The organism is Amycolatopsis mongoliensis (assembly GCF_030285665.1).
GTDB classification, from domain to species: Bacteria; Actinomycetota; Actinomycetes; order Mycobacteriales; family Pseudonocardiaceae; genus Amycolatopsis; species Amycolatopsis mongoliensis.
Genome location: NZ_CP127295.1, coordinates 5,522,889 through 5,536,432, shown reverse-complemented (window position 1 = coordinate 5,536,432; position 13,544 = coordinate 5,522,889). Strand labels below are relative to the sequence as shown.

The following is a 13,544-nucleotide window of genomic DNA, read 5'->3' as shown; positions in this document are numbered from 1 at the left end:
GGGTGGGTGAAAGTTTCTTCGTGCGGCCATCTCGCACCGGCCGCCGGGGCGCGCGTCTGCGCCCACCTCACCACCGACAACGGACCGGGCTGCTTCCGCGTGCTCACCGGCGTCGCGACCCGGTACGACCTGCTGTGCCAAGCGTGCACCGAGAGTGAAGCCCCCGACTTGCTCACCGCCTGCGCCGGCTGCTTCGAACGCGCCGAAGGCAACGCCTATCTCGGCTGGCGCGGCAGCCCCGAGATCCTCCGGCGAGACCGGGAGCTCGCGGGCACTTGGACGACGACGTCCTGTGCGGTCGCCCCGCTGAACGACCGCTGCCTCGCGCCGCTGCCGGACGGCTGGCTCGCACGCACCGATGCCGGGCTCGTCGCGATCAGCTCCGACGAGCCGCCCCACGGGGTCGCCGCCGTGGCCCTCCCGGCGGAATCCCCGCCAACGGGGCCGGGGCAGGCACCCGCGCCGGCGCTGCACACCGCCGCCGACGGCCGGTTCGCCGCCGCGGTCACCGACTACGGCCGCCACGGCGTCGTCGTCGACCTCGCCTCGGGCGCGGTGGTGCTGGCGCTGGACCGGCAGGACTACCACACCGAGACGGTCCGGTTTCCGGTCGCGTTCCTGGGCCCGCTGGTCGTCGCCGCCACCGACTGGAACCGGCTCGACGTTTTCGACGCGGCCACGGGGCGACTGCTCACCGAGCGCGTCACGACCCGCGAGGAGAACCCCGAGCATTACCTCGACTACTTCTACGGCGCACTGCTGCCGAGCCCGTCCGGGCGATCCTTGCTCGCGGACGGCTGGGTCTGGCAGCCCGAGGGGATCCCGCTCGTGCTCGACTGCGCGGCCTGGCTCGCCGGCGACCGGCACGCACCCGAACACGGCCAGGCACTCGCCTTCCGCATCCCTGGGACGTCCCGATGGCCTGGGTGGACGAGGAAACCGTCGCCCTGCAGGAAATCGGCGACGACCAGCCGATCGACGGCGTCCAGCTCCACGACGCGCGGACCGGGCGCCGGACGGGGATGTTCGCCGGCCCCCGGGGGCCGATGTGGGGTCACGGCGGCCTGCTCTACGTCGCCGCCGAAGCCGGACTGGAGGTCTGGGACCCGGTCGACGGCGCCCGGATCGGCTTCGCCGCAGGCTTCCGCCCCACCGCGCACGACCCCGCGACCGGCGCGTTCGCCGAGCTGCGTAACGATCGGCTGAGGATCTGGACGCCCACGCGGTAACGCCCCTTCAGCGGCCGCCCCCGGCTTGCCGATGAACGAGGTAGCGACCCCGGAGGCGGCCATGACCACGGCGACCACATCCCCGCAGACCACGCTCGTCCACTCCTACTTCTACCTGCGCCGCGCCATCGGGCTCATCGGCCTGGCGCTGCCCGTCGTGCTGATCGCCGGCAAGCAGGTCTTCCAGGGCGGCGATCTCGCCGGGTCGCTCAGCGCCTACTACTACACCGATCTCCGGAACGTCCTCGTCGGCTCGATGTGCGCCGCCGGGGTGTTCTTGCTCGCCTACTACGGCCACGACTTCGTCGACAACGTCGCCAGCACCGTCGCCGGGCTCGGTGCGATCGGGCTCGCGCTCTTCCCGACCACCCCCGGCCAGGACGTGTCGGCCTGGGACCGGACGTCCGGCGTCCTGCACCTGGTGTTCGCGGCCACGTTCTTCCTGATGCTGGCGTATTTCTGTCTCCGGCTGTTCCCCCACGACGGCGAGCAGCCACCGGGGGCCGGTGTCGCGTACCGCGTGTGCGGCGGCGTGATCCTCGCCTGCCTGGTGCTCATCGCGCTGACGAGCTCCCTCCGGCTCGTGCCGGACCTGCACCCCGCGTTGTGGCTGGAGAGCGTCGCGGTGTGGGCGTTCGGCGTCGCCTGGCTGCTCAAGGGGCAGACGCTGACGCCCAAGAGTGTGCCGTAGCCCACTCGACCGGGCCACACCCCTGGTTACCGGCGGGTAACAAGGGCTATCGTGCGGGCATCACCCTGTCTACTTGATGGAGCATTCGTGGCCGCACCAGCAACGCCGCTCGCGCCGAACGCGCGGGGCGTGCGCACCGTCGCCTTCGTCGAGGGGGTCCGCACCCCCTTCGGCAAGGCCGGCGACAAGGGCATCTACGCCGGGACCCGCGCCGACGACCTCGTCGTCAACGCCATCCGTGAGCTGCTGCGGCGGCACCCGGAGCTGCCGCCCGAGCGCGTCGACGAGGTGGCCATCGCCGCCACCACCCAGATCGGCGACCAGGGCCTGACCATCGGCCGCACCGCCGCGCTGCTCGCCGGACTGCCGAAGTCGGTCCCCGGCTTCGCCATCGACCGCATGTGCGCCGGCGCGATGACCGCCGTCACGACCACCGCGTCCGGCATCGGCTTCGGTGCCTACGACATCGCCATCGCCGGCGGCGTCGAGCACATGGGCCGGCACCCGATGGGCGAGGGCGTCGACCCGAACCCGCGGATCATCGCCGACAAGCTCGTCGACCCGACCGCGCTCGTCATGGGCCAGACCGCCGAGAACCTGCACGACCGGTTCCCCGCGATCACCAAGCTGCGCACCGACACCTACGCCGCGCGCAGCCAGGAGAAGTACGCCGAGGCCGTCAAGACCGGCAAGATCGGCCCCGAGCTGGTCCCGGTCGCCACCCGCTCCAAGGAGCTGGGCTGGGGCCTGGCCACCGAGGACGAGCCGCCGCGGCCGGGCACCACGCTCGAGACCCTGGCCGGGCTGAAGACGCCGTTCCGCCCGCACGGCCGGATCACCGCGGGCAACGCCGCGGGCCTGAACGACGGCGCGACCGCGTCGATCCTCGCCGACGAGGGCACCGCCCGCGAGCTCGGCCTGCCCGTCGCGATGCGGCTGGTCGGCTACTCGTTCGCCGGCGTCGAGCCGGAGGTCATGGGCATCGGCCCGGTGCCGGCCACCGAGAAGCTCTTCAAGCGCACCGGCCTGTCGATCGACGACATCGGCCTGTTCGAGATCAACGAGGCCTTCGCCGTCCAGGTGCTGGCCTTCCTCGACCACTTCGGCATCGCCGACGACGACCCGCGCGTCAACCAGTGGGGCGGCGCCATCGCCTGCGGCCACCCGCTGGCGTCGTCGGGCGTCCGCCTCATGACGCAGCTGGCCCGCCAGTTCGCGGAGCGGCCCGACGTCCGGTACGGCATGACGACGATGTGCATCGGCATCGGCATGGGCGGCACCGTGATCTGGGAGAACCCGGCGTTCGAGGGGGCCAAGTAATGACGTTCACCGCTGAAGAGGCGAAGGCCGCGTTCCCGGACGAGGTCGTCACCCACGCCGTCACGCGGCTCGTGAAGGTGCCCGGGCTCGAGAAGCCCGTCGCCCTGATCACGCTCGACAACGGCCACGACCACACCCGGCCGAACACCTTCGGCCCGCAGGGCCTGGTGTCCCTGAACGCGGCGATCGACAAGGCTTTCGAGGCCGAGCCGGCCGCGATCGCCGTCACCGGCAAGCCGTTCATCTTCGCCGTCGGCGCGGACCTCTCGGGTGTCGAATCCGTGAGCGACCCGAAGCTGGCGCGGGAGATCGCCCAGACCGGGCACGACGTGTTCCGCCGCCTCACCGAGACGAAGATCCCGACGTTCGGGTTCATCAACGGCGCGGTCATGGGCGGCGGCCTCGAGCTGGCCCTGTCCTGCCACTACCGGACGCTCTCGGAGAACACCGCCGCGATCGCGTTCCCCGAGGTCTTCCTCGGCCTGTTCCCCGGCTGGGGCGGCACGCAGCTGCTGCCGAACCTGATCGGCGCGGACGCCGCCGTGACGGTGATCATCGAGAACGCCTTGGCGCAGAACAAGATGCTCAACGTCAAGCAGACGGCGGAGCTCGGCATCGTCGACGCCGTCTTCGGCTCGGCGGACTACCTCGAGCAGTCGCTGCTGTGGCTGGCCAAGGTCGTCAACGGCGAGATCACCCCGGCCCGCCCGGAGATCGACCGCGGATCCGGCTGGGACGCCGCCATCGCCCGCGCCAAGTCCCTTGTGGACGGTCGCACGCACGGCGCGTCGCCGGGTGCGACCAAGGCCGTCGAGCTGCTGGAGCTGGCCCGCGAGAACGACCTCGACCGCGGCTACGCGGCCGAGACGGACGGCCTCGCCGAGCTGCTCATGTCCGACGTCCTGCGTGCCGGGCTGTACTCGTTCAACCTGGTCAACAAGCGCGCCAAGCGCCCGGCCGGCGCGCCGGACAAGTCCCTGGCCCGCACGGTGAACAAGGTCGGCATCGTCGGCGCCGGCCTGATGGCCAGCCAGCTGGCGCTGCTGTTCGTGCGCCGCCTGAAGGTGCCGGTCGTGCTGACCGACGTCGACCAGGAGCGCGTCGACAAGGGCGTCGGCTACGTCCACGCCGAGATCGACAAGCTGCTGGCCAAGAAGCGCGTCTCCCCGGACGGCGCGAACCGGCTCAAGGCGCTGGTCTCCGGCTCGCTCGACAAGGCCGCGTTCTCCGACGCCGACTTCGTCATCGAAGCCGTCTTCGAGGAGCTGGGCGTCAAGCAGCAGGTGTTCGCCGAGCTGGAGCAGCACGTCTCCCCCGAGGCGATCCTCGCGACGAACACGTCGTCGCTGTCGATCACCGCGATGGCCTCGAAGCTGCAGCACCCCGAGCGCGTGGTCGGCTTCCACTTCTTCAACCCGGTGGCCGTGCTGCCACTGCTGGAGATCGTCCGCGGCGAGCGGACCGACGACGCTTCGCTCGCGACGGCGTTCTCGGTCGGCAAGCAGCTGAAGAAGTCCAGCGTGCTGGTGAAGGACGCGTCGGCGTTCGTCGTGAACCGGCTCCTGCTGCGCTTCCTCGGCGAGGTGCTGGTCACCGTCGACGAGGGCACGCCGTTCGAGGTCGCCGACCGGGCCCTGGAACCGCTCGGCCTGCCGATGACCCCGCTGACGCTGATGCAGCTCGTCGGCCCGGCCATCGCGCTGCACGTCGGCGAGACGCTGCACGAGGCGTTCCCGGACCGGTTCACCGTGTCCGAGAACCTCGCCAAGTTCGTCAAGGCGGGCAAGAAGGGCGTCTGGATCTGGGACGACCAGGGCAACCAGTCGCCCGACCCCGAGGTCGTCGAACTCTGGACGCAGGGCGACCGGCCGTCGACGTCGGAGCAGGTGCGTGAGCGCGCGCTCGCGGCGATCGCCGAGGAGATCCGGATCATGCTCGACGAGGGCGTGGTCGCCGAGGCGCAGGACATCGACCTGTGCCTGATCCTCGGTGCCGGCTGGCCGTTCTGGAACGGCGGCATCACGCCGTACCTGGACCGCTCGGGCGTGTCCGAGCGCGTGAACGGCAAGCCGTTCCTCGCCCCGGGCGTCGCCTCGGTCCCGGCTTCCTAGTACTCGCCCGCACGAGGGCACTTCGGCGGCGGCGCAGTGAGTTTCAGCTGCGCCGCCGTCGCGTCGGAGTCGATCACCGTCACCCGCTCGGCGGTCCGGAAGCGGGCGTGCAGCTCCTGCGCCCAGGCCTTCAGGTCGGTGCCGGGGACGGCGAGCAGGGAGACCGACGGCGGGTCCACGAACACCCGCCGGACCTTGGGGTCGTCGGGGAACGACGGCACGGCCGCCCGCATTTCGGCGTCGGAGGGGAAGACCACGACGACCGCCGCGCACAGCGTGTGCCCGGCCAGCGGTGCCGGGTTCGTGTCCACCGGCAGGTCGGGCGGGCGCTTCAGGGCCGCGACGCCGAACGCCAGCCCCACCCCGGCCGCCAGTGCCAGCACGAACGCCGGGACCACCACGCGGGCCAGCGGTTTTTCCTCCACGCCGAAGATCACAGCACACGTTGGCCGTCGGGACACCGCCCGTTCACTCCGGCGGCTTAGCGTCCCGCCGTGACCACCGACAGACGCCGGTTCCTCAAGAGCGCCGGTCTCGCGGCCGCCGCCGCGGGCGTGCCCCTCCCCTCCCCCGGCCACTTCGACCTGGACCGGCTGTGCGGCCGCTACCAGTGGCTGGTGGGCGACCACCACACGCACAGCCAGTACTCGTACGACGCGATGTACCGGATCGACCAGATCGCCCGCGGCGGGCGGGCGCACGGCGCCGACTGGATCGTCTTCACCGACCACGGCCACGCCGAGCACGAGAAGGCGTCGGTCGAGCCGACGGAGGCGGACTTCCTCGCCGCCCGGCGGAAGTACCCCGATCTGCTGCTGTGGCACGGCATGGAGTGGAACGTCCCGGGGGCCGAGCACGCGACCGTGTTCTTCCAGGCCGGGGCGGACCAGGCCGCGAAGCTGCGCGAGTTCGAGCGGACCTTCGACTGGCGGCTGACGATCTCCGAGGCGTCGAGCCCGGCGAACGAGGCCCTCGCGCTGCGGGCGCTGCGCTGGCTGGCCGCGGAGGAACGCGCGCGGCGGATCCACGCGCCGGTCGTGCTGGTCAACCACCCGCTGCGCAACGGCCGTGTCGCCCCGCACGAGCTGCGCGCCTACCGCGACGCGGCGCCGGACATCGTGATCGGCATGGAGGGCGCGCCCGGCGCGCAGGCCGACGGCTTCCCGAAGCCGCTCGGCAACGGCGGCGCGCGCGGCGGTTACGCGAACGGCCCGGGCCTGAACTCGTGGCCGGGCTTCCCCGCCGAGGCGTACCGGACGTTCGGCGGCTGGGACTGGGCGACGGCGAAGGTCGGCGGGCTGTGGGACTCGATGCTCGCCGAGGGCAAGCCGTGGTGGATCACCACGAACTCCGATTCGCACTACAACCGCGGCGACACGCTGGTGCGCCCGCAGGTCGCCGACGACTGGTACGACACCCACGGCAAGTTCCCGGATCCGGTCGACACCGGCTCCCCGCAGCTGCTCGCGCCGTACGCGGACTTCTACCCCGGGGAGTTCAGCCGCACGTACGTCGGGGTGACGCGGCGCAGCCTCGAAGGTGTCCTGGAGGGCCTGCGGGCCGGGCGTGTCTGGGGCGTGCACGGCGGGCTGGTCCAGTCCCTGGAAGTCGGCGCGTACGGCGGTGGTGCCGCGGCGACGCTGGGCGGGCGGCTGCGGGTACGGCGCGGCTCGGACGTCACGCTGGTGCTCTCGGCCCGGCTGGCTTCGCGACCCAACGGCGGCGGCTCGGTGCCGCGGCTGGCGCGGCTGGACGTCGTCGCGGGCCCGGTGACCGGCCCGGTGACCGATCCCGACACGATGACGGCGCCGGGCACCCGGGTCGTCGAGTCGTTCGAGCCGCGGTGGGCGCCGGGGCGGCAGGTGGTCTTCCGGCACACGGTCCGGAACGTGCGCTCGCCGTTCTACTTGCGAGTCCGCGGGTCGAACCGCGATTCGGAGCCCGCTCCGGACACGATCGGACAGGCGAACCCGTTCGACGACTTGTGGTTGTACGCGAACCCGGTTTTCGTGGACGTGTGCTGAACGGAAGAGTGCTGCTCGTCCGGTCGATCATGACCGGGTTGCGGTGGCTGCTGCGCCTGCCTTCGCCGGTACTGCGCGTGCTCGCGGGCCGGCCGGTGGTGGTGGACGGGCGGCAGCCGGTGCCGACCGCGCGGATGCTCATGCGGGTGTCGCGGTTCGCGCCGTTCGACGCGCCGCACCGCAACGGCAGCCTGCCGCGGGCGCGGGCCGAGCTGAACCTGGCGGGGGCGCTGGCCGGCGCCGGGATCTGCCCGGGCGTCCGGACGCGCGACTCGTCGTGGCCCGGGCCCGGCGGGCCGCTGGAGCTGCGGTGGTACGAGCCGGCCGGGCTTCCGGCGCCCGGGCCGGCGATCGTGTACTTCCACGGTGGCGGGTTCGTCCTCGGCAGCCTGGACACCCACGAGGGCACGTGCCGGCTGCTCGCCGAGGAGGCCCGGGTCCGGGTGCTGTCGATCGGCTACCGGCTGGCACCGGAACACCCGTTCCCGGCCGCGGCTTCGGACGCGGTGGCGGCGTTCGCGTACGTGTCTTCCCACGCTGCCGAGTTCGGCGTCGACCCGGCCCGGCTCGCGGTGGGCGGCGACAGCAGCGGCGGCAACCTGGCGGCAGTGGTGGCGCACGCGGCGGCCCGCGGCCAGCTGCCCCGGCCGGCGTTCAGCCTGCTGCTGACCCCGGCGACGGACGCGCTCGGCGAGTCGGCGTCACACCGGCAGTTCGGGACGGGCTTCCGCCTCGACCGGGACGAATGGGCCTGGTACCGCGACCAGTACGTGCGCGACCCCGCCCAGTACACGGACCCGCGCGCGTCGGTGCTGTACGACGACCAGCTGGCGGGCCTCCCGCCGACGTACGTGGCAACGTGCGGCTTCGACCTGCTCCGCGACGAGGGCGAGGCCTACGCCCTCCGCCTCGCTTCCGCCGGAGTCCCGCTGGTGCACCGGCGCCACGAAGGGCAGCTGCACGGCTTCGCCAACCGGGTCGGCATCGACCCGGACGCCCGCGCGGCCATGCTCCACGCGGCGGGAGTCCTCCGAGCCGGCCTCGCCCTAACCCGGTCGTGAGGGGTAATTCGGGTTGGAACCCTAATTACCACTCACGACGAGCCGCGGCAGACTGCTTACCGGACGGGGAGGTGGACGGTCACCCCGAGGCCGCCGCCGACGATCGGTTCCGCCGTCACGCTTCCGCCGTGCGCCGCGACCGCCGCGCGGACGATCGACAGCCCCAGACCCGCGCCCGACCGCGCCGTGCGCGCCACCCCGGCCCGGCGGAACGGCTCGAACAGCTCCGGCACCGCCGCCGGGTCGACCAGCCCGCCCGACGAGCGGACCCGCAGCGTCGACCACTGCGGCCCCGGCTGCGTCACGACCTCCAGCCAGCCGCCCTCGACGTTGTGGCGGACCGCGTTCTCCAGCAGGTTGCCCGCGATCCGCTCCAGCAGCGCCGGGTCGCCGAACGCCGGCGCCGGCCCCACCGCGAACGTCGCCCGGATCCCGCGCTGCCCCGCTTCGGTGCGCACCGCGCGCCAGGCCCGGTCGACGACCGCCGCCAGGTCGACCGGCTCGCGGACGCCGAGCCCGGCGCCGTCCGTGCGCGCCAGCAGCAGCAACGAGTTGACCAGCTGCCCGGCGCGCTCGGTCGCGTCGCGGACCACCCCGCCCATCCGGCGCAGCTCGGCCACGTCGGCGTCGTCGTCGGCGAGGGTGACGTCGAGCTCGGTGCGGATCACCGACAACGGCGTCCGCAGCTCGTGGCTCGCGTTCGCGACGAAGTGGCGCTGGGCGTCGAACGCGGACTGGAGCCGGTCGAGCATGTCGTCGAACGTGCTCGCCAGCTCGGCCAGCTCGTCGCGCGAGCGCACCTCGCCGATCCGCTCCCCCAGCGACTCGACCGACAGCCGCCGCGCGGTGCCGGTGATCTCGCGCAGCGGCAGCAGCACGCGCGAGGTAAGCGTCCAGGCGAGGATCGCCGCGGCCGCGACCACCAGCAGGAACGCGACGGACCCGAACAGCAGCATCCGGTTGCGGGCGTGCACGCGCAGGTGCTCCGCGAGCGTCGACGCGTCGACCTGGACGCCGTCGACGACCACCACGCTGCCGGGCGGCATCTGCGGGACGGCGTCGAGCGAGTCCCGCACCAGGGTCCAGGCCAGCCAGAGCAGCAGCAGGCTGACGGCGGCGACCAGCACGGTCGCCAGGAGCGTGATCCGGGCGCGGAGGCTGCGGGTGCCCGGCAGGCTCACGCGCGCGGCGTGCCGGGCTCCGGCACCCGGTACCCGGAACCGACGACGGTCTCGATGATCCCCGGCTCGCCGAGCTTCTTGCGCAGCGTCATGACGGTGACCCGGACGGTCGTGGTGAACGGGTCGGCGTTCTCGTCCCAGACCCGTTCGAGCAGCTCCTCGCTGCTGACCACCGAACCGGCGGCCGAAAGCAGGACCTCGAGGACGCCGAACTCCTTGCGCGTCAGCTCGACCGGCCCGCTCGCGCGGCGCACGGTGCGCTTGGCCGGGTCCAGCTCGACGTCCCCGGCGGTGAGCAGCGGCGGCGCGGCCGGCGTGGCGCGCCGGCCCAGCGCCCGCACCCGGGCGACCAGCTCGGGGAAGGCGAACGGCTTGGCGAGGTAGTCGTCGGCGCCGAGCGACAGCCCGTCGACGCGGTCGGACACCGAGCTGCTCGCGGTCAGCATCAGCACCCGGGTCAGCTCCCCGGACGCGACGATCTCCCGGCACAGCTCGTCCCCGGACATCCCGGGCAGGTCCCGGTCCAGCAACACGACGTCGTACCGCGTGACGGCGGCCTTCTCGTGGCCGTCGTCCCCGGTGAGCGCGACGTCCACCGCCATGCCTTCGCGGCGCAGGCCACGGGCGATCGCGTCGGCCAGGGGTTCTTCGTCCTCGACTACCAAAACTCGCACGAGCCCACAATCCCATATTTTCCTGAGAGTGCCCTTTAAGGACTTCGTGCGTCCGGTGAGGCCGGGCCGGGCGACCGAAGCGCCCCAATGTGGCCTTCGGTGCGTCCAACGCACCGAAGGCCGCCTTGGGTGCGTTCAACGCAACCAAGGCCGCCTTGGGGCGCTAGGGCCCCTCCGGTGCGGCCCACCGGAGGGCGAACCACAGCCGCATCCGGACCTCCGGGTCCGCCAGATCCACGTCCAGAGCTTTCTCCACCTGGGCGATCCGGTGCCGGACGCTGTTGCGGTGCACGCCCAGCTCCACCGCCGTCGGTTCCCAGGCGCCGTGGTGGGCCAGCCAGGTGCGCAAGGTCCGGACCAGCTCACGATCCGTCCGGTCCAGGGAAACCAGCGGCTCCAGCAGCTTCACCGCGTATCCGCGGGAAGCGCCGGGGTCGAGCAGCGCGTCGAAGTCGGGCGGCCCGCTCCCGGCGACCACCGGGCGGCCGAGCGCCTGGGCCCGCGAAAGCAGCAGCTCCGCCTCCGCCACCGCGTCGGCCAGCTGCCCGGCGGGCACCGGTGACCCCACCGCCGCGAGCCAGCCGTGCGCGCGCAGGTCCTCCAGCTCCGGCAGCGAGGGGCCGGCGATCGCCACGAACCGCGGCCCCGGCAGCACCCGGACCAGCGGGGTGTCGAGCCGGGCCCGCAGCCAGTCCGGGCGCTGCGCCACCTCGTCCGGGCCACGACGGTACGGCGCCCCCGCGATTAGGCGGCAGCCGTCCGCGCCGAGCAACTCGCGCGCCACCTCGCCGGCCGAAGCCCGCCCGAGGAGCAGGCCGGTGGCCGCCGCGCCCAGCTCCGCCGCGTCCGATCCGGCCCGGCCCACGAGCCCGAGCAGTGCCGCGCCGACGGCGAGGATCGCCCGGTCGGCGCCGTCGAACCGGCGCGCGCGGCCGGTGACCACCAGGTGCGACGCCGTCGCCTGCGGGTACACCGGCTGGACCACCACGAACTCGTCGCCCACCTCGGTGGTCGCGCTGCGGATGCCGCTGCCCGCCCGCACGGTCGCGACCAGCTCCCGCACCTCCGGGGGCAGCGGCGACGGCGCGTCGTGCGCCGAGGCCAGGACGTCCCCCGCCCCGACCAGCGCGACCCACGACCGCAGCCGCTCCGCCAGCGACGACGTCAGCTCGCCCAGGCCGCCGCCCGCCGCCCGGGTCAGCGCCTCGCGCGCCGCGGTGATCCGCCGTTGCTCCCGCTGGCCCGCCTCGGTCAGCGCGACCGAGACCGCCCGGTTGACCGCCAGGAACGGCGTCCGCGTCGGCACCACCAGCAACGGCAGCCCGTGCCGCGCGCAGGCCCGGCGCAGCGGTTCCGGCAGCGTCTCGTGGACGTTCGGGGTGAGCCCGAAGCCGAGCGCCGTGACCCCGGCCCGGCGCAGCCCGCGGACGTACTGGTCCACCTCGCCGGGCCCGGTGGCCAGGTTCACCCCGGCGGTGAGGATCAGCTCCTCGCCGAGCAAGTACGGCGCGGGGTCGCGCAACTCGCTGACGTGGGCCCAGCGCACCGGGGCGTCCAGCGCTCCCGGCCGGAGCGTCTCGCGGACGATGTCGAGTGCCAGCTCCCGGTTGCCGACGACCGCCCGTAACGGGACATTCACCTCGGTGGACAACGGGTCCGGATTCTGGGTCATTTCATCCCCATGTCGACTCGACTTGGGACAGATCATCCCATGCCGGAGAGGTGGCGGGCGAACCTACGGTGACCCGAACACCACCCGAAGAGGTAAGGAGGACGCCGTGACCGGGGACTACGCCGTGATCGCGTTGTACATCGCGGGGATGCTCGGGGTCGGCTGGTACGGCCTCCGGCTCGCGAAGACCAAGTCCGACTACCTGGTCGCCGGGCGGCGGCTGGGCTGGTTCATGTACTCCGGCACGATGTCGGCTGTCGTGCTCGGCGGCGCGTCCACCGTCGGCGGCGTGAAGCTCGGCTACACCTACGGCATCTCCGGCGCCTGGCTGGTGCTCACCATCGGCGTCGGCATCCTGGTGCTGCACGCGGTGTTCGCGCGCCGGCTGGTGAAGCTCAAGGTCTACACCGTCGGCGAGATGCTCGACCTGCGCTACGGCGGCCACACCAGCGCCGTGTCCGGCATCGTCATGTGGGGCTACACGCTGATGCTCACGGTCACCTCGACGCTGGCCTTCGCGTCCATCTTCAAGGTGCTGTTCGACCTGCCGAACTGGGCCGGCATCGCGATCGGCGGCTCGATCGTGGTCCTCTACTCGGTGCTCGGCGGCATGTGGTCGATCACGCTCACCGACATCGCCCAGTTCGTCATCAAGACCATCGGCATCCTGGCGATCCTGCTGCCGGTCGCGATCAGCTCCGCCGGCGGCTTCTCCGGCATGAGCGAGAAGCTCGACGCGAGCTTCTTCAGCTTCACCTCGATCGGCACCGACACGATCATCACCTACTTCGTCATCTACACCTTCGGCCTGCTGATCGGCCAGGACATCTGGCAGCGCGTGTTCACTGCCCGCACCCCGGCGATCGCGACGTCCGGCGGCATCACCTCCGGCGTCTACTGCCTGGTCTACGGCCTGGCCGGCGCCCTGATCGGTACGGCGGCGCACGCGCTGTACCCGGACCTCGCCAGCGCGCAGGACGCCTTCGCGACGATCGTCGAACGCCTGCTGCCGACCGGCGTCCGCGGCCTGGTGCTGGCCGCCGCGCTTTCGGCGATGATGTCGACCGCGAGCGGCGCGCTGATCGCCTGCTCCACCACCACGACGTCGGACCTGCTCAGCAAGCTCGGCCTGAAGAAGGGCGGCGAGGTCAGCCGCAACCGGATCGCCACGCTCGTGCTCGGGCTGATCGCGATCGGCATCGCGATGGTCGTCGACGACGTCGTCGACGCGCTCACCATCGCCTACGACATCCTGGTCGGCGGCCTGCTGGTCGCGATCGTCGGCGCGCTGTTCTGGAAGCGCGGCACCCGGCAGGGGGCGTACGCGTCGATGATCGCCGGCACGGTGTCCGTCGTCGCCTTCATGATCATCGACGGCGTCGAGGCCAACACCCCGATCTACTGGGGGCTCGGCGCGAGCCTGGCGGTGTACCTGGCCGTCAGCCTCGGCACGCCCCGCACGTCCGACTCGATCCTTTCCGTCTGGACCCGCCGCCTGAACGGCGCCGGGACCGAGGAACCGGAAGCGGCCACCCCCGCACCGGTCGACGCCTGACCGCACACCGAGAACAGGAGCGCACA

Annotated in this window: 11 protein-coding genes; 7 read left to right on the top strand and 4 right to left on the bottom strand. The window is 72.6% G+C overall.

What is annotated here, in order from left to right; genetic code table 11:
* The first annotated feature begins 6 nt into the window (after positions 1-6).
* From QRX60_RS26960 to QRX60_RS26945, 4 genes are all read left to right on the top strand, one after another.
* Positions 7-1,206, top strand: a complete 1,200-nt coding sequence (locus QRX60_RS26960) for a YncE family protein (protein ID WP_285994226.1) — start codon at positions 7-9, stop codon at positions 1,204-1,206.
* 84 nt (positions 1,207-1,290) lie between these two features.
* On the top strand, positions 1,291-1,920 hold the full coding sequence (locus QRX60_RS26955; protein ID WP_285994225.1) for a DUF998 domain-containing protein: 630 nt from the start codon (positions 1,291-1,293) through the stop codon (positions 1,918-1,920).
* A 129-nt stretch (positions 1,921-2,049) separates the two neighbouring features.
* Entirely contained in the window at positions 2,050-3,240 is a 1,191-nt protein-coding gene (locus tag QRX60_RS26950; RefSeq protein ID WP_286003704.1) for a thiolase family protein, read from the top strand.
* Complete coding sequence (locus QRX60_RS26945; protein ID WP_285994224.1) at positions 3,240-5,351, top strand: 3-hydroxyacyl-CoA dehydrogenase NAD-binding domain-containing protein; 2,112 nt, start codon at positions 3,240-3,242, stop codon at positions 5,349-5,351. The genes QRX60_RS26950 and QRX60_RS26945 overlap by 1 nt, the downstream gene beginning before the upstream one ends.
* On the opposite strand, the gene QRX60_RS26940 is transcribed toward QRX60_RS26945, so the two are convergent.
* Positions 5,348-5,776: a hypothetical protein gene (locus QRX60_RS26940; protein ID WP_285994223.1), complete on the bottom strand. Its 429-nt coding sequence runs from the start codon at positions 5,774-5,776 to the stop codon at positions 5,348-5,350. The genes QRX60_RS26945 and QRX60_RS26940 overlap by 4 nt on opposite strands.
* A 69-nt stretch (positions 5,777-5,845) precedes the next feature.
* Here QRX60_RS26940 and QRX60_RS26935 point away from each other — a divergent pair, with 69 nt between their 5' ends.
* Together QRX60_RS26935 and QRX60_RS26930 are read left to right on the top strand one after the other, a co-directional pair.
* Entirely contained in the window at positions 5,846-7,375 is a 1,530-nt protein-coding gene (locus QRX60_RS26935; RefSeq protein ID WP_285994222.1) for a twin-arginine translocation signal domain-containing protein, read from the top strand.
* Complete coding sequence (locus QRX60_RS26930; RefSeq protein ID WP_285994221.1) at positions 7,369-8,436, top strand: alpha/beta hydrolase; 1,068 nt, start codon at positions 7,369-7,371, stop codon at positions 8,434-8,436. Before QRX60_RS26935 ends, QRX60_RS26930 begins: the two co-directional genes overlap by 7 nt.
* A 56-nt stretch (positions 8,437-8,492) precedes the next feature.
* On the opposite strand, the gene QRX60_RS26925 is transcribed toward QRX60_RS26930, so the two are convergent.
* From QRX60_RS26925 to QRX60_RS26915, 3 genes are all read right to left on the bottom strand, one after another.
* A complete protein-coding gene (locus tag QRX60_RS26925) occupies positions 8,493-9,617 on the bottom strand; it encodes a sensor histidine kinase (protein WP_285994220.1) in 1,125 nt (374 codons plus the stop codon).
* Positions 9,614-10,291, bottom strand: a complete 678-nt coding sequence (locus tag QRX60_RS26920; RefSeq protein WP_285994219.1) for a response regulator transcription factor — start codon at positions 10,289-10,291, stop codon at positions 9,614-9,616. The genes QRX60_RS26925 and QRX60_RS26920 overlap by 4 nt, the downstream gene beginning before the upstream one ends.
* Before the next feature lie 163 nt (positions 10,292-10,454).
* Complete coding sequence (locus tag QRX60_RS26915) at positions 10,455-11,963, bottom strand: PucR family transcriptional regulator (RefSeq protein ID WP_285994218.1); 1,509 nt, start codon at positions 11,961-11,963, stop codon at positions 10,455-10,457.
* A gap of 106 nt (positions 11,964-12,069) precedes the next feature.
* Here QRX60_RS26915 and QRX60_RS26910 point away from each other — a divergent pair, with 106 nt between their 5' ends.
* The gene (locus QRX60_RS26910; protein WP_285994217.1) at positions 12,070-13,518 is read left to right on the top strand and encodes a sodium:solute symporter; all 1,449 of its coding nucleotides are present in this window, start codon (positions 12,070-12,072) and stop codon (positions 13,516-13,518) included.
* Positions 13,519-13,544 lie beyond the last annotated feature (26 nt).

Excerpts from the sequence above, each read along its gene's own strand:
- QRX60_RS26955 (WP_285994225.1), top strand. The coding sequence starts at position 1,291 with ATGACCACGGCGACCACATCCCCGCAGACCACGCTCGTCCACTCCTAC.
- QRX60_RS26945 (WP_285994224.1), top strand. The coding sequence starts at position 3,240 with ATGACGTTCACCGCTGAAGAGGCGAAGGCCGCGTTCCCGGACGAGGTC.
- QRX60_RS26915 (WP_285994218.1), bottom strand. The coding sequence starts at position 11,963 with ATGACCCAGAATCCGGACCCGTTGTCCACCGAGGTGAATGTCCCGTTA.